This is a genomic window from Vulcanisaeta moutnovskia 768-28, assembly GCF_000190315.1.
Lineage (GTDB): Archaea > Thermoproteota > Thermoprotei > Thermoproteales > Thermocladiaceae > Vulcanisaeta > Vulcanisaeta moutnovskia.
In genome coordinates this window covers 115,662-131,171 of record NC_015151.1, presented here as the reverse complement: position 1 = coordinate 131,171, position 15,510 = coordinate 115,662, and the positions used below count along the sequence as shown (strand labels likewise).

17 protein-coding genes and 1 tRNA gene are annotated in these 15,510 nt (G+C 42.3%); 14 read left to right on the top strand and 4 right to left on the bottom strand.

From position 1 onward, the window contains the following. Window positions 1-26: 26 nt before the first annotated feature. On the top strand, window positions 27-233 hold the full coding sequence (locus VMUT_RS00675) for a C2H2-type zinc finger protein (RefSeq protein WP_048056776.1): 207 nt from the start codon (window positions 27-29) through the stop codon (window positions 231-233). Between the two features lie 37 nt (window positions 234-270). Then, entirely contained in the window at window positions 271-717 is a 447-nt protein-coding gene (locus tag VMUT_RS00670; RefSeq protein ID WP_013603509.1) for a hypothetical protein, read from the top strand. Here the strand turns inward: VMUT_RS00670 and VMUT_RS00665 are convergent, their stop codons facing one another. Continuing rightward, a complete protein-coding gene (locus VMUT_RS00665) occupies window positions 718-1,878 on the bottom strand; it encodes a DUF763 domain-containing protein (protein ID WP_013603508.1) in 1,161 nt (386 codons plus the stop codon). A gap of 125 nt (window positions 1,879-2,003) precedes the next feature. Here VMUT_RS00665 and VMUT_RS00660 point away from each other — a divergent pair, with 125 nt between their 5' ends. The 4 genes from VMUT_RS00660 to VMUT_RS00645 all read left to right on the top strand — a co-directional run bounded on the left by VMUT_RS00660 (window position 2,004) and on the right by VMUT_RS00645 (window position 5,670). Continuing rightward, complete coding sequence (locus VMUT_RS00660) at window positions 2,004-3,221, top strand: acyl-CoA dehydrogenase family protein (RefSeq protein ID WP_048056775.1); 1,218 nt, start codon at window positions 2,004-2,006, stop codon at window positions 3,219-3,221. 55 nt (window positions 3,222-3,276) lie between these two features. Further along, window positions 3,277-3,696: a hypothetical protein gene (locus VMUT_RS12165; RefSeq protein ID WP_013603506.1), complete on the top strand. Its 420-nt coding sequence runs from the start codon at window positions 3,277-3,279 to the stop codon at window positions 3,694-3,696. A 29-nt stretch (window positions 3,697-3,725) separates the two neighbouring features. Beyond that, a complete protein-coding gene (locus VMUT_RS00650; protein WP_048057098.1) occupies window positions 3,726-3,968 on the top strand; it encodes a hypothetical protein in 243 nt (80 codons plus the stop codon). Between the two features lie 190 nt (window positions 3,969-4,158). Next, on the top strand, window positions 4,159-5,670 hold the full coding sequence (locus tag VMUT_RS00645) for a M28 family peptidase (protein ID WP_013603504.1): 1,512 nt from the start codon (window positions 4,159-4,161) through the stop codon (window positions 5,668-5,670). Here the strand turns inward: VMUT_RS00645 and VMUT_RS00640 are convergent. Then, complete coding sequence (locus VMUT_RS00640; RefSeq protein WP_013603503.1) at window positions 5,659-6,129, bottom strand: pantetheine-phosphate adenylyltransferase; 471 nt, start codon at window positions 6,127-6,129, stop codon at window positions 5,659-5,661. The genes VMUT_RS00645 and VMUT_RS00640 overlap by 12 nt on opposite strands. A gap of 172 nt (window positions 6,130-6,301) precedes the next feature. On the opposite strand from VMUT_RS00640, the gene VMUT_RS00635 reads away from it, so the two are divergent. The 3 genes from VMUT_RS00635 (at window position 6,302) to VMUT_RS00625 (ending at window position 8,124) form a co-directional block, all read left to right on the top strand. Next, entirely contained in the window at window positions 6,302-7,291 is a 990-nt protein-coding gene (locus tag VMUT_RS00635) for a phosphate signaling complex PhoU family protein (protein ID WP_013603502.1), read from the top strand. 42 nt (window positions 7,292-7,333) lie between these two features. Beyond that, entirely contained in the window at window positions 7,334-7,978 is a 645-nt protein-coding gene (locus VMUT_RS00630; protein ID WP_013603501.1) for an METTL5 family protein, read from the top strand. 37 nt (window positions 7,979-8,015) lie between these two features. Further along, window positions 8,016-8,124: transfer RNA gene (locus VMUT_RS00625), tRNA-Leu, on the top strand. 149 nt (window positions 8,125-8,273) lie between these two features. Here VMUT_RS00625 and VMUT_RS00620 read toward each other — a convergent pair. Both VMUT_RS00620 and VMUT_RS00615 read right to left on the bottom strand, forming a co-directional pair. Beyond that, complete coding sequence (locus tag VMUT_RS00620) at window positions 8,274-8,528, bottom strand: hypothetical protein (RefSeq protein WP_013603500.1); 255 nt, start codon at window positions 8,526-8,528, stop codon at window positions 8,274-8,276. Window positions 8,529-8,714: 186 nt separating this feature from the next. Beyond that, window positions 8,715-9,740 carry an aminotransferase class I/II-fold pyridoxal phosphate-dependent enzyme gene (locus tag VMUT_RS00615; protein WP_013603499.1) on the bottom strand — a complete coding sequence of 342 codons (1,026 nt, stop codon included), beginning with the start codon at window positions 9,738-9,740 and terminating at the stop codon, window positions 8,715-8,717. A gap of 78 nt (window positions 9,741-9,818) precedes the next feature. Here VMUT_RS00615 and glpK point away from each other — a divergent pair, with 78 nt between their 5' ends. From glpK to VMUT_RS00590, 5 genes are all read left to right on the top strand, one after another. Beyond that, window positions 9,819-11,393, top strand: coding sequence for a glycerol kinase GlpK (gene glpK / locus VMUT_RS00610; protein ID WP_013603498.1), 1,575 nt, complete (start codon window positions 9,819-9,821; stop codon window positions 11,391-11,393). 137 nt (window positions 11,394-11,530) lie between these two features. Further along, complete coding sequence (locus VMUT_RS00605) at window positions 11,531-12,946, top strand: MFS transporter (RefSeq protein WP_048056774.1); 1,416 nt, start codon at window positions 11,531-11,533, stop codon at window positions 12,944-12,946. A 43-nt stretch (window positions 12,947-12,989) separates the two neighbouring features. Continuing rightward, the gene (locus VMUT_RS00600) at window positions 12,990-13,715 is read left to right on the top strand and encodes a glycerophosphodiester phosphodiesterase (protein WP_013603496.1); all 726 of its coding nucleotides are present in this window, start codon (window positions 12,990-12,992) and stop codon (window positions 13,713-13,715) included. Between the two features lie 2 nt (window positions 13,716-13,717). Continuing rightward, window positions 13,718-15,007, top strand: coding sequence for an FAD-dependent oxidoreductase (locus VMUT_RS00595; protein ID WP_013603495.1), 1,290 nt, complete (start codon window positions 13,718-13,720; stop codon window positions 15,005-15,007). Beyond that, window positions 15,007-15,477 (top strand): SRPBCC domain-containing protein, encoded by a 471-nt coding sequence (locus VMUT_RS00590; protein WP_013603494.1) that lies wholly within the window; start codon window positions 15,007-15,009, stop codon window positions 15,475-15,477. Before VMUT_RS00595 ends, VMUT_RS00590 begins: the two co-directional genes overlap by 1 nt. The last annotated feature ends 33 nt before the right edge of the window (window positions 15,478-15,510 follow it).

Here is a 15,510-nt window from a genome sequence, read left to right as displayed (position 1 = left end):
TAATTCCCCTATAGCCTTGGTCGTCAATGCCAACATGTAAACTTTGCGGTAGGTCATTTGACACGATTGCCGAATTGTATGTGCATTTACGCAGTGAATGCGGTAAAATTCCAAGGTCTAGGAGATGCCCTGTATGCGGTAGTAAGTATAAATCGATTAGGTTTATGAGGCATCACTTAATTAATGAGGCGTTTATTGAAGGTAGGCATATGAATTATTTAATTAGCATTTAATAGTTAACGTTATTTAATTAATCGCGATACCTTAACTGTGGAGGTAACAAGGATAGTTAAGGTACAGGCGAATTGTAGGGAGTGCTTGGATCTGGCATTGAGAGCATTATCCACACTTAATGGGATATTGCTAATGAAGATCTTCAATAATGACTTGGCAATAACATACGAAACAAATAACATTAGTTTCAGTGATATTGCCCAGGCAGTGCTTTCTCTTGGTATTGGATTAGTACTTAGGAAGGTGGTCATGGTAATGAATACCAGGAGGAATATAGACATTAGTGAAGTGGAGTCGATAATAAGTAGGGTTGTTGACGGCGTTGTTAGTTTATCATATGATCAAGCAACATCTAGGTTATTAATTATAATGCATCCAGATACTGATATTAATACAGTTATCAGTAAATTAGCAAGCATGGACATTGTAATTAATGAGGTAACCATTGATGAATTATCCCAAGTATTGATGGCACGCTCATGATCAGGGCGGCGTTGGTCTTACCAAATCGACGGGTAGATTCAATTGCCTAGTTACATTAGCTAAATGTTTCAGGTATATTGTCAATGCGCCATCCTTCCTAGCCATGTCTACTATTGCCTGCATTATGTCAATAACAGTATCATAGATCTCCCTATTCACTGGGTATGGTGATCCATCCTTACCACCTAACGCGAATGCATATCTTCTTGGGTCAATATTTGCTGGGTCATTCCAATCAATTGGATTTCTATAGATGAGCTCAGCTATTAAGGCTAGGGCTAGCATGGTGCTTGGGCCCAAACCTCTGGTGAGTAATAGATCCTTAAAGTCATTAGCATCCCTAGCTTGCTTGATAGTATCCTCGTTTATCGACGCAGTATATGGCTTAAAGGCACCACTTAAGTATGGATTATAATACCTAGGTGGTTCTTTGCCTAAGTATGTTAATATTGTGGTGTTACCCTTCATCATTGCCTTTACCATCGCCCAATCCCTAACTACTTTAATTGCTTCCTGATGTACAAGATCAAGTATAGTCTTCCTAGCATCGTTACTCGTTCTACTAACCATGTTGAGTGCATGATTACCCTTAATGCCAACAATACCTGTATGTGGTTCATTCAGTAAATCATTCTCCATCCAAATATGGTATCTTCTAGCATATTTTATTTTCTCATTTAATCCCTGCTGAATAACGGCCCACGTACCATCAGAGCCTATGATCATTGCATGGTGATAGAGCCTATAACCATCCTGTAGCGCCGTATTATCGATCTTAGCTGAAAGCCTTGACATTAATTTAAGGGTTTCAATATCAATATCCCATGTTCTACCTAACTCCTCAATTTCTATGGGCGCATTAAGTGCATAAACACCCTTACCACCAATAACCTTAATACCAGTATCCTTCTTGGACAATGCTTCCTTAAGTGCTGCCGTAGTTATCGTCGTGCTTCCCGAGGAATCCCAATCCATACCAATTATATTATTAAACGCTTGGAAAAACACCGGGTTAGAGAATAATCTAATGGTATTCTTAATACCACGTTCATCAATTAATAACTCGACAATAAGTCCACTAAGCCTAACCATCCTACTATAAAGCCATGGTGGTACATGACCTGCATGAAGCGGTAAATCCGCTACGCCCGAAATACCCACAAAATTACTAACTTAATGAGCAATATATAGTTCTTTCGTTTTCAATGAAACATAAGGTAACGATCATTCCCTCACCAGGACTATAAGGTTATGCTTTTATGTACTTAGGGTTTTGTGATTTATTAATGGATTTCGATCTTAGTAGGGAGGAGGCCCTGTTTAGGGATTCCGTTAGGGAGTTTGGTGAGCGTTACATAAAACCTCACTGGGTAGACCTTGATGAGGGTAAGTACTCACTCCTTGAATTAATACCTAGGCTCGCGGAGCACGGCTTAATAGGTTTAACCCTTAGTTCTAAGTACGGGGGTTCAGAGGGTTCCTTCCTAATGGCGGCAATAGCTGCTGAGGAACTGGCTAATGCGGATCCAAGTCTCGCAGTGCCTGTGTACTTCTTACTCGAGACCGCTTGGCCATTTATTGTTCAGCGATATGCAAAGGATAGTACTAAGGAGGAGGTCCTACCGAGACTAACCAAGGGTGAGGCCTGGATTGGCATTGCATCGACCGAGCCTCAGGGTGGTAGTGATGTGGGTAATGAGAGGACTGAGGCGAAGCTAGTTAATGGTAAGTGGTTGCTCACGGGCGAGAAGAACATGGTTACTGGTGTGTCAATAGCCCTTAGGTTGCCCTATGGTGGTGGCTTTGTAACTATAACCAGGACAGGCCCTATTGAGGCTAAGCATAGGGCTATAACAACAATGCTGTTCATGGTTAAGAGGAATGGTGTTGTTAACACAGGCTTTGAGACTAGGGATTATGAGGAGTGGGGTAGGAGGGGAATACCCACTGGTTACTTAAGGCTTAATGGTGCTCCTGTGGATCCAGACTTCGTGCTTGGCGAGGTGAATAATGGGTTTAAGATAGCAATGGAGGGTTTTGATGTTGCGAGAACTCTCATTGGTGCAGCGGCTCTAGGAACTGCACGCTGGATGCTTGAGCAGGGCAGGGAGTGGATTAGGAGTAGGGTTGTCTTTGGTAAACCAATTTCCTCCTACCAATCAATAAGTTTTAAGTATGCTGAATTGAGCACGAGGCTTGAGGCGGCAAGGCTCATGGTTTACAAGGCGGCTTGGCTTGCTGATAAGTTTTATAGGGGTGATTCCTCAGTTTCAATACTTGACATTGCTAATGCTGGAGCTATGGCTAAGATGCTTGCCGTGGAGTTGGCGGTAGACGTAGGTCTAGAGGTCATGAAATGGTTTGGCGGCATGAGCTATTACAAGGAAACACCAGTAACTAGGGCATTCCTAGGTGCCCTAAGTTACTACGTTGGTGCTGAGGGTGCACAGAACATACTGAGACTAATAGTGGCAAGAAACCTAATAGGAAGAGAGGTAGAGTAATCTAAAGCCAGGTGTGAGAATAGTTTTTAAGGATAACGTGCGGTCTTTCATCAATATGGGTCAACAACCAGGAACACAAAGTACAATTCCCTATACCGCATACATACTGTCATTAATAGGTAGTATATTAATGGTAATTTACTCAATAATGGTACTGGCGTTCGCAGCCTTTATTGGTACATTACTACCCCGTTACTATGTGTTTCATAGGTTTGGATATTACCCAATGATGACAATGATGCCACTAACACCTGTGCTTTTCATTGTTACAGGTATTATCGGCCTTATAGTAAGCATACTGGCTCTATACTTCTCTTTAAGGTTGGGCAGATTAAGTGATGTGAATGCTGTGCGTAGTACAGGTGTAATCCTTCTTGTACTGGCAATAATAGGTTTGTTTGTTGCAAATGGCTTCTTCATTGGTTTTATACTGCTTCTGATTGGTTCAGTATTGGCTATGACGTGGAAGCCATAAATAGGTCCCTTAAGGTAATTAGAATTAAAATGGTTAGTAAGGCCGTGATGAGGTTTATTGAGGAGTTATTAAATCCATACTCAATTTATTACTCGGATGGTGTATTAAACAGTGAGGGAATGACGTTATTGAAGGTAATAGCTAGGGAAGTCCTTAGGGAATACCCTAACCTGAAGTCGAGGTTTGCCAAGGCTAGGCGTAGGAGGGATTATGAGTATGTTTCGGGTCTCCTTAATGACGTAATTTCCTATCTTTCACAGTCCTCTCGATAAAATCTACGGATCTTCTGTAGATTCTTTCTATGTTGAAATTACGGCCCTTAATAATGATTATACTAATTAGTACTATGAGCAATACTAAGGTCCTTATGCGTTTATAAAGTCTCGTAATACCCCTTAGGCCTGCCATACCTGGTTCTCATTATTACGCTACACTTATATTTATCTCTGTATTAACTTGGTCGTGTCTGAATTAACAACGGCGCTTAGCATTGCTAAGAAGTGCTCATCATACATGGATCTGGCAAGTGGATCAGTTGCCGAATACGACTTCATACAGTGGCTTCTGAATCAAATAGATAATCCACTATTCTCCTATGAATTACAACCTGTCAGTGTCCTTGTCTGGAGGGATAGGTTTTCGAGAATTGTACATGGTAGTAATGAGTTTAGGGCATTGAGTATGCCGCTAACCCTAGGTGGTTCCGATAGGGGTAAGTTAACGATGGATATTAATGATTCGGAGGGCAAGGTATTACTTATGGACTATCCCGAGGATATGGATGATGCGAAGTATATATACATAAAAGCCATGGAGAAGGGAGCACTCGCGGTGATCTTTAGGGATAGGTACCCTGGTGTGGTTAGGAGGATTGTGGTGACGGCAACACCCGATTACTCCTGGGACAGGGCGCCACCACCAGTGATACCCGCACTCACTGTTTCTAGGGAGGTTGGTGATGAGTTAAGCAAGCATGTTGGTGAGGAGGTGGAGTTCGTGAGTGACGTAGAGACTAAACTAAGCACTGGTTATAACCTCATAATTAACCTTGAAGGCAATAGGGAGGAATCGGTAATTCTGGCGGTACACCACGATCATTGGTTGACGGGCTACGCAGATAATTGCCTAGGCATTGGTTTAGGGACAACCATGTTACTTAATGCGATTAAGGAGAGGTCGAGCATTAAGAGGGGCTTATCCTTCATTTCCTTCACTGCTGAGGAGGCTGGTAATCCAGGGTTTGCAAGTCTTTATTGGGCCTATGGATCAACTAGGTATGTTGAGTATCTCGAAAGGAGGGGCTTACTTAATAATGTATATGCTGTGCTTAATCTGGATGTAGTTGGTAGGCAGTACGTAATACATACTAGTGAGGATTTATCAATGCAATTAAGTCAATTGATTAGTACTCAATGGGAGTTGCCCAAGCCTTATTTTGACTCACTGAATTTTGAGATGAATGGTACACCATCGATGACATTATCAAGTCTTGATTATTACTGGGATGTTTATCATACAGACAGGGATACTGAGGACAAGGCTAGTCAACGGGATATTGACTCGGCCTTTAAGACTGCGGGTCAATTACTTAATTATTTATTAACTAATGATTTAACGCCATCCCCATACATATCCGTATTAAATAGGGATATAATAAGTGTGGGCTTGGGTATTGAGCTTAAGGAGGATTGGGATACATACAGGCTTGTTAAGTACTTACTTTCTAAGTACCTGGTTGAGTATAGGCGTGATGGTTCAGTGAAGACTATATACACGAACTCAATATTATCCTACGTGAGGAGGTTCATAAACATTAATGACATAAGCCAGGTACCGCTCAGGGTTGAGGAAATGGGTACCGGAAAGGTCATAATGGACACAAGCACCATAAGAAACGTGAGACAACTAAGCCAATACATATCCCAAGTGATAGAGTCATTGGCTGAGGACATGAATATAAACCTAGTCACCTAGCTCCTTAGTACCTGTCCTATCCCTAATAAGTGTACTTGATACTTTATTCCCAAGTCCATCCTTAATTATTGGAACAGCAATAATGTATAGAGGTCGTAACCCCCTCTCTCTCCTAAGGTTATTTATCTCAATAGCCCTGGACAAGGTCTCTAGGCTTACCACTATTGCATCAATCGTTGGATCAACAATTGTTGGGCCGTATGGATCATTAATAACGTCAATTATCACATCACGGTCATTACTGCCCAACTCCTTAATTAGACTCCTTAGGTTAAGGAACCTGATCTTTAATGGTTTCACCTTGTACGTCTTATAGGCCTGGGCAAATTCATCGCTCGTAACGCCAACAAGCACCTTGCGCCCATAATTAAGTGCCGTGAATAGCAATGCCGTATGTCCCGTATGGAGTGTATCGAATGTTCCACCGACGGCAACCTTCCTGAACCTGAGTCTCTGCATATATTAAATAATGAATGCATTAGTACTTAATAAATCTTGAAGCTCTCTCTTTAATGCCATGCCTTACTACTTGTTTAGTCACTAGCTATATATTTAGTGGTTATTGATATATATGGGGTAGAAAAATAATACTTGAGACTTAGATTTTTATACCCAGTTATACCCTATATGCGTGTCATCTATCTATAGGAGGGTTATTAGGATTGGCGAGAAGAGTATTGGAATTACATTACCTAAGCGGTGGCTTGATGTATTAAGTGTTGGTGTTGGTGATGTCGTTGAGATAAGCCTTATTGGTAAGGTTATTGTGGTTAAGCCCGTTACACAGGTTGGCGGTGAGACTAATGAGGTTAGTATATCACTTGGTGGTTCAATTGATGAGACCACTAGGGTAATTATTGCGAGTTATATCGAGGGTTATGATAATGTAGAGGTTATTGGACAGAAGGACGTGATTAGGAGGGCCTTCTCGAGTGTTGAGAAGAAGTTGCCTGGTTCATTAATGCTTGAGGGTGATGGTAGCGTATTGATTAAGGTGGCGACTAGCGAAACGAATGTCGATCTCAACGAGGTAATTAGCAGTATGGCCAATATTCTAAATTCCATGTTTGGTAAATTCATTGATTACCTTGAGTCGAATAAGGATGATTTGTTAAGGGAGGTTCTTGAACTCGATGATCAGATGGATAAGTTGTACTTCCTCGCATTAAGGACGATAAAGAAGCTATCCTTTAGGGATCCGAAGAGAGCCATCGACGATACCATAGTCGTGAAGAACCTAGAACATGCAGCGGATGCGTTGGATAGATTATCGAATGCCTTTATGAGGATACAAGCAACTCAGTGCAGGCGTGAAATCAGTGAGAAGCTTAGGGATGTTTGGACTTACATAATGAGGGCTGTGTATTCATACCTGGAAAACAACATCAATAATGCCATAAAGGTACTACTCGATAGGGAACGCATGCTCAATAATATGCTGGAACTTGCAAACACTGGATGTACTGGACTAAGTGGTTTATTAACGGCTTCGATACATGAGGGTCAATTAATAGTTGCATTAGCAGCGGACATAGCAGAGGCAGCCTTCAGTAGGCATGTTAGGAGTATTGCGAAGCCCACTAGATTAATCACTGGTGAGGAATTAAATAGTGAGGAGTGAGTTTAATTTAGGCTTTATGATGAGCACGTCGGTAGCTGATTAATGAGGATGGTCAGAGATGCTGATATCCATGGCCTTAGGGATCTCGAATTACTCATACAGAGTATACCGGGTTATAAATCACCGAAGTTAAACCTTGAGCAGTATATAACTGATGCGAACATTGTTGCCGTAGCTATCTGGGATGCGTATATGAGGAATTACCTAATCAACGCTAGGGTCCTTGATTTGGGCTGTGGTACGGGTAGGTTTGCAATAGCCGCGGCATTAATGGGCGTTAGGCAGGTAATATGCATAGACATAGATCCAGAAGCCCTAGCCATAGCTAGGGAGTCGGCCAGCAAGTACGGCTTAAGTAATGTTGACTTCATCACCAATGACATCAGGAACATGGCAATTATGGGCAGATTCGACGTAGTATTCCAAAATCCACCCTTCGGGATACAGTCGGAGAGAGGTCTCGATATGAAGTTCCTAGCCACGGCAATAAACCACAGCGGCATAGTATACACAATTCACAAACTAAGTACCCTGGACTACATAAGCGATAAGGTTAACTCACTGGGATGCGTGATGAGCGTGCTAGATAAAGTAACAATAACAATACCGCTCATGTACAAGCATCACAAAAGAAGAAAATACAAAACCGAGGCATTCCTCGCACGAATAGAATGCTCCAGGAAATAACTAAAAAGTTAAAAATCCCGTAGTGAAGATTAGTCCTGCGGGGGTGCCCGAGCCAGGTCAAAGGGGACGGGCTCAGATGTGCTTTTTGCGCGTGGGAGTCCCGTTGGCGAAGGCCTGCGTGGGTTCGAATCCCACCCCCCGCACCAGGGGTTGAATTATTCGGCCTTTAATGTTGATGTTTTGTAGGTATTTCTTTAAAGTTCTTGGTTTAAGTATTGCGGATTTAGTGGCATTGACGGGATTATTCCTCTGGTGTTATTTCTTTTCGGGCTGAGCCTTAAAATCCCGTCGCTAATTAACCATTACATAACCTAATTACATGCTTATTTCTAGCCATTGTCTCCCTCTCGATCATAATTGTTGTATAATTAATCCCACTACCATTATAATCCTTCATCGCTTGCGTAATCATTGTATTATTAATACGGTTTGTTTCATTAAGTGGAGGATTACTGTGAGTATTTATTGTGTATAATTGATGAGCGATAATTATTATGGCTATTATTGAGAATAGTACAGTCACTGGTACTATCGTTATTCTTAATCCCATAATACTTACTTTGCCATGTACTAATTTAAATATTCATTGCACTATGGTGTTTTATTGATTCATGTTGAATCATGAGTAAGACTTATTTGCTGAAGTTATTAGTTCTTATTGATTCCCGTGCCGATGAGTCCCGCGGGAGCGCGGGCCTGTGAGCCGGCATCCGTCGGGCATGGAGCCCAACACATTTCATCTTCTTCCGCATTCTTCATTGATTGCATTCATTATGATTCTCATTGCTTCCTCAAATATATCTCTCTTAACCGACCCTAACCCAATCCTAATACCATCATCTTTGCCGAAGTACTGCCCAGGTACTGTCAGGATATCCCTACTTAGTAACTTATTTGCGAATGTGCTTCCTGTAATTTCCTGGCATTTGGTCCTTATATAGAGTATGGGCATGTATTCCACGTAACTAATACTGACGTAGTCACTAATCTCATTAATCACCTTTCTCATAGTATCTACATTTGGTATTATTATGCCTAGGTTCCTTTCCCTAACCCAACTCCTATTCCGTAGGAGTATTGATACGTATTTTAGATTTAAGTCGATAACGAGCGGACTTACTAGATCAATTATTCCATTAATCTCCTTCACTATCTCATTATCACCGACGACCCAACCAACCTTAATCTCATTCATTGTGTAGAACTTTGATGTGCTGAAGGTGAAGATTATATTCTCCATGGGCAGGTCCTTAAGATTATTCTCAACGAATTCTAGAAATATTGAATCGATTACAGCATAGGCATTTCTCCTTCTTAACTCATCACTTAACTCCCAAAGTAATTTCTTATTCAGAAATGTACCGAGAGGATTGTTCGGATTCGAGAAGAAGAGCGCTGAACCTCTCTCAATATTATTAAATAATTCAGTTAATGATTTATTAATGTTCAATTCAGTTTGCCTTAAACGAAGGAACTTCGGTAGTACTCTTATTGGTTCATACTCAGGTATTACAGTAATTACTCTCTCAATTAACCCTAATTCCCTCAATGCGGTTAAAGCGGCGAAGTTACCCTCCTGTGTACCATGGGTAATTGCTAAATTCCTCCTATCAACACCATAAATACTCATTAAATCCTCAATGAAATTACTCGCTTCACCAAGTTTTATTATCTCGTCCAGTTGTATTGGCTTAACACCACTACTTGATACATCGTACTTAGCCCTATGTGTCCGTAACCACGTGAAATGCCCAATCTCCACGGTTTACAAAATTATTCCAATATTAATAAATAGTATCTATTCAGTAAATCCTAAATACCATGAATCACTAATTAAGTCATGACGCAGGAGAAGAGGTTTATATTGGTTATTGATCAAGGGACCACTGGTACGAGGGCTGCCTTGACTTCTCACAATGGCTCAATAATAGGCTATGCATACCACGAGCATTCCCAGGTTTACCCAAAACCTGCCTGGGTTGAGCATAATCCGATGGAGATTTGGGAGAAGACTAGGTTAGTGATTAAGGAGGTCCTTGAGTTCACGAAGGTTGACCCGAGGGAAATAGCAGCTATTGGAGTAACTAATCAGCGTGAGACCACGGTTATTTGGGATCCAAGGAATGGTCAGCCGGTCTACAACGCCATTGTCTGGCAGGACAGAAGGACATCATCTATGATTGACTATTTAAAGCAGAATTACCTGGGCGTGATTCAGGAGAGGACAGGTCTCGTTCCAGATGCTTATTTCTCCGGGTCAAAGATTTGGTGGCTCCTTGATAATGTACCTGGACTTAGGGACAGGGCCAGGAAAGGCGAGGTGGTCTTTGGTACCATCGATACTTGGTTAATTTGGAACCTAACTAGGAGTAATAAGGACGTGCTAACACCCGAGAGAGGCGGTGCACATGTTACTGACTATAGTAATGCGTCCAGGACCATGATATTTAACATCCATAAGCTTGACTGGGATGATGAATTGCTTGAGATTGAGGGTAAGATTCCTCGAGACATACTACCCTTGCCAAGACCATCAAGCGATAGTAGGATATACGGTTACACGGGCCCTGAGGTTTCTCAACTACTTGGTGGCGTGAATATTCCGGTTTGTGGCGATGCTGGTGATCAACAAGCAGCTCTCTTTGGCCAAGTTGGTTTTGAGGTTGGTGAGGTTAAGTCGACTTACGGTACTGGGAACTTCATACTAATGAATATTGGGGATACACCAGTAAGATCTAGGGCAAATCTATTAACCACTGTTTATTACTCCATTGAAGAAGGCAAGGCAGAGTACGCACTTGAGGGTAGTATATTCATCACTGGAGCTGCCGTACAGTGGTTGAGGGATGGTCTTAAGATAATAGAGGTTTCTGACGAGATAGAGCCATTGGCAGTCTCAGCCCCCGATACCGGTGGCGTTTACTTTGTACCAGCATTCACGGGACTTGGTGCGCCGTATTGGGACCAACATGCCCGTGGGCTTATAATAGGCATTACACGTGGTACAGAGAGGAAGCACATTGCCAGGGCTGTCCTTGAGGCAATAGCGTACCTAAACAGGGATGTTCTTGAGGCCATGGTGAGCGATACGGGAATTAAAATACCCAGGATTAAGGTTGATGGTGGTGCCGCTAGGAATAACTTCCTAATGCAGTTCCAAGCTGACATAACGGGTATTGAAGTCTGGAGACCAGTGATCTTCGAAACAACATCGCTGGGCGCAGCTTACCTTGCGGGTTTAGCGATTGGTCTTTGGAAAAACCTGGATGAAATTGCCAAGAACTGGAAATTGGACAGGGTATTTAAGCCGAGGATGGACATAGAAACGAGAGAGCGGTTATACAGGGGCTGGAGGGCGGCCGTACAAAGAGCCCTGGGCTGGGCTAAGGAAGTTCCATGGGCTTATGGATTATAGATAGAAAATATAAAATATAAGGTAATTATATAGCTATATCATTTTTATTTATAGTAAAGATATCCTAAGGAGAAGTTATAATAAATTAAATGAATAAAGGTTAACATTTAAAAATAATGTTTATTAATTTTTTCCGTATGAATAGTCAGGGGTTACCTAAAAGAAGTACATATACGGTTTTATCGGCAATGGGTTATTTTTTAGATGGTTATGATCTTAGCGTGATCAGCGTCTTCACTTATGCCCTTCTTCAGTTTAAGTTCTGGCATTACACGAGCCTGGAACTGGGTTTTGTGAGTGGTGCGGCGTTGTTGGGTGCTATGGTTGGTGCAATAATTTTCGGTCATTATTCTGATAGACTCGGTCGTAGGTACTTATATGTCTGGGATTTGTTGTTTTTCGTAATATTTGCCATACTTAGTGCGATTGCTAATGATATAATTCAATTAATTATTTTTAGATTCTTTGTTGGTTGGGGCGTTGGTGCTGATTATTCACTGAGTCCTGTGTACGCTACTGAGATGTATCCAACGGGTAGGAGGGGTATGGGCTATGGCTGGGTTTGGTCCTTCTGGAGTATTGGAGCTCTGGTTTCTTTCTTAATCGGGTATTATCTCTATATTTGGAACCCCATTATTGGGTGGCGCTGGGCTCTTGGCCTTGGCGCCATACCAGCACTAATTACTGTAGTGCTAAGGGCTAGCATGCCTGAGTCTTCGAGATGGAGAGTCGCTGTACAGGGTACTGAGGATGCTGTTACAGAGGCAAAGAGACTTTCTGTAGTTACCGGCTTAACTGAGGAGGAATTGAGTAAATTAATAGAAATTGAGAGGAAATTAATGGACCAGGTAAGACCAGGTGATTGGCGCTGGCTATTCAGGGGTGATTTTGCTAAGAGAACGGCCATTGTGTGGACGCAATGGATACTATATGATATTGGTTCCTACGGATTTGGGCTATACTCACCCGCAATACTTGCAATGCTAGGATTTAAGGGGGCACTAGCTATACTTCTTTCGTCATTGTTATACGTACCCGGCTTCTTAGGCGCCCTGGGTGCAGCGTTTCTAAATGACGTTTGGGGTAGAAGGAGGTTACAGTTGATAGGGTTCGGTGGCTCAGCCCTTGGCATGTTATTCGTTGCCTTAGCTGCCATTTGGCAGAGCGCGTTTGCATTATTAGCATTAGTTATTGGTGTCACAGGGCTTATACTGTGGTATGGTATTGGTAATCTAGGCCCAGGAAATACGATGGGGCTTTATGCAATTGAGCTATTCCCAACAAAATTAAGGTCAACATCTATGGGTTCTGCCACGGCAATAACTAGGTTCGTATCATTCCTAAGTGCCTTTGAATTTCCATACATTGCATTAGCCATTGGTAAGTTAACATTCTTTGAATTCCTATTTGCTATTACATTTATTGCGTTTATTTTCACGATATTTTTTACGCCAGAAACTAAGGGTATTCCTCTTGAATTAATAGCAATAGCTAGGACTAGGGCGCCGAGTTTACATCCGAGGCTTGAAATTCCAAGTATCGAGAGACACTAGTAATGTTTAATTGCTATAATTACTTAGGTTAAAACGAAAGACTATGGTTTTAGTCTTTGGACATAGGGGCGCCATGGGTTATGCACCTGAGAATACATTGTCCTCGTTTAGGATGGCCATTGACATGGGCGTTGATGGTGTTGAGCTCGATATTCACATGACTAGGGATGGAGAGGTTGTTGTCATTCATGACTTCACGGTTGATAGGACGACAAATGGAAGTGGTTATGTTAAGGACTTAACCTTGGCTGAGATTAAGAAGCTCGACGCCAGTGCCAGGTTTGGTGGTAAGTGGCGTGGTGTTACTATTCCAACACTTGAGGAGGTATTTAGGGAGTTTGGTAGGAGGGTTAAGTATAAGGTTGAGATTAAGCGTGGTAGCGATTATTACCCTGGCATTGAGAGGAAGGTCGTTGAGTTAATTAGGAAGTATGGTGTGGATGCCCAGGTTATTTCCTTTGACTTTGATGCCTTAAACAATGTTAGGTCTATTGATAAGGACATAGAGATTGGTATAATATTTATTGGTAGGATTACTTGGTTCATTGACATTGCTAGGAAATTAAATGCACAATGGCTACATGCATCTCATGACTTAATTGATGAGAAGGGTATTGAGTTAGCGCATAGGCTTGGTCTAAAGGTTGGCGCCTGGACTGTGAATGATGAGGAGGAGGCAAGGCGTCTCGTTAATATGGGTGTCGATGATATTACGAGTAATTACCCGGACAGGATTTTGCGCGTTGTTAGAGTTGGTAAGGTGATTTAACAATGGAGTTTGACGTAGCCGTAATCGGTGGTGGAGTTAATGGTGTATTCACGGCATTGGACTTAGCCCTTAGGGGACTTAAGGTGGTGTTGCTTGAGAGGGGGATCATTGGTGGTGGGACGTCGGGTAGGATGCATGGTTTACTACATAGTGGTGCTAGGTACGTGGTTACTGATCCTAAGGCTGCGGTTGAGTGTGCGGAGGAGAATAGGGTCATTGCCAGGATAGCGCCTCACGTGGTTGATGATGCTGGTGGTTACTTCGTGGCAATTACTAAGGATGACCTGGATTTCCAGGACGAATTCATCAGTGGTTTGAGGAGGGCTAATATTGATTATAAGATTGTTGACGTTAAGGAAGCGATTAGGGAGGAGCCTAACCTGAACCCTGAGGTTAAGGCGGTGATTGAGGTTCCTGATAAGGTAGTCTATGCGAGGGAATTACTAATGAGTGCGGCTATATCGGCGTACATTGAAGGTACATTGATAATTCAGGGTGCTGAGGTCGTGGGCTTCGATATTAACGGTAATGAGATAACGAATGTGAGGGTTAAGGATAATGTTAAGGGTGATGTTAAGCATGTTGATGCAAGGGTTTTTGTTAATGCGGCTGGTCCCTGGGCTGGGCGTGTTGCTGGTATGGCTGGTATAAACGTTGATATAATGCCCACGATGGGCGTTATGGTGGTTTATAGGCATAGATTGACGAGGAGGGTCATTAATAGGATGAGACCTCCATCAGATGGTGACATACTAGTGCCGTATGGTTCGGTATCGATTATGGGAACCACGGCAGTAATCATAGAGGATCCAGACAACCTAACAATAGCTAAGGATGACATTGATTTTCTAACGTCAGAGGGTTCTCAAATGGTTCCTGCATTAACGAGGGAACCCATTGTTAGGGCCTATGCATCTGTTAGGCCGTTAATAAGTATACCTGGGGCTACTGGGAGGGAGGCCACCAGGGACTTCATGGTTGTGAGGCATGATAAGCCAGGGAACCTTGTCTCGGTCATCGGTGGTAAGTTCACAACGGGTAGGTTGGTTGGTGAGAAACTTGCTGACGAGGTTTCCAGGGTACTGGGTATTAATAAGGCATCAAGAACTAGGGATTACACATTGTTTGGATCCAACTTAAGCATTGATATTAAGGATTTGGATCAGGAGGTGGTTTCAATTATCAAGTCATTTAGGGGAAGCGTTGATGAGGAGAGGGGCTTAATAGTGTCATTATCGTTAATACTCCAACACATTGCCCATAGGAGTAGGTTATTGATTGGGTGGTCCTGATGTCGAGCGAGTTACATTATAGTGGTTCATTTACAGTAAGTAAGTCACCAAATGAAGTCCTAAACTTCATAACTGATTTGCCTAGGGCAATAACCTGTATACCTAACATCATTAATTATGAGGTGCTTAGTAAGGATAGGGTTAAGGCCAGGTTTAGGGTTGACCTGGGTAATGAGGTCCCCATTGCCGAGTTGAGGAGGATAACCACGGACGCAACCATTGAATTAATTAATCAGTCAGGTAACGAGGTTAGGTATAGGGTTGATGGTAGGGCCGCGGGTAGCGCAATAAGTATATTGTTGACTATAAGGATTAGTGGGTCAGGTAATGATTCTCGAATCGATTGGGACGCCACTGCAAGCCTGGGCAGGTTACTTCAGATGATGAGCAGGTTTGTAAACATCGACTCATTGGTTAAGAGGATTTCTGAGGATACTATTCATGGATTTATAGAATGCCTATTGAGGTAAGTAGTTTATGTATTTCGTAAACTTAAAAGCAGG

Excerpts from the sequence above, each read along its gene's own strand:
- VMUT_RS00675 (WP_048056776.1), top strand. The coding sequence starts at position 27 with ATGCCAACATGTAAACTTTGCGGTAGGTCATTTGACACGATTGCCGAA.
- VMUT_RS00660 (WP_048056775.1), top strand. The coding sequence starts at position 2,004 with ATGGATTTCGATCTTAGTAGGGAGGAGGCCCTGTTTAGGGATTCCGTT.
- VMUT_RS12165 (WP_013603506.1), top strand. The coding sequence starts at position 3,277 with ATGGGTCAACAACCAGGAACACAAAGTACAATTCCCTATACCGCATAC.
- VMUT_RS00650 (WP_048057098.1), top strand. The coding sequence starts at position 3,726 with ATGGTTAGTAAGGCCGTGATGAGGTTTATTGAGGAGTTATTAAATCCA.
- VMUT_RS00640 (WP_013603503.1), bottom strand. The coding sequence starts at position 6,129 with ATGCAGAGACTCAGGTTCAGGAAGGTTGCCGTCGGTGGAACATTCGAT.
- VMUT_RS00630 (WP_013603501.1), top strand. The coding sequence starts at position 7,334 with ATGAGGATGGTCAGAGATGCTGATATCCATGGCCTTAGGGATCTCGAA.
- VMUT_RS00620 (WP_013603500.1), bottom strand. The coding sequence starts at position 8,528 with ATGGGATTAAGAATAACGATAGTACCAGTGACTGTACTATTCTCAATA.
- glpK (WP_013603498.1), top strand. The coding sequence starts at position 9,819 with ATGACGCAGGAGAAGAGGTTTATATTGGTTATTGATCAAGGGACCACT.
- VMUT_RS00605 (WP_048056774.1), top strand. The coding sequence starts at position 11,531 with ATGAATAGTCAGGGGTTACCTAAAAGAAGTACATATACGGTTTTATCG.
- VMUT_RS00600 (WP_013603496.1), top strand. The coding sequence starts at position 12,990 with ATGGTTTTAGTCTTTGGACATAGGGGCGCCATGGGTTATGCACCTGAG.
- VMUT_RS00595 (WP_013603495.1), top strand. The coding sequence starts at position 13,718 with ATGGAGTTTGACGTAGCCGTAATCGGTGGTGGAGTTAATGGTGTATTC.
- VMUT_RS00590 (WP_013603494.1), top strand. The coding sequence starts at position 15,007 with ATGTCGAGCGAGTTACATTATAGTGGTTCATTTACAGTAAGTAAGTCA.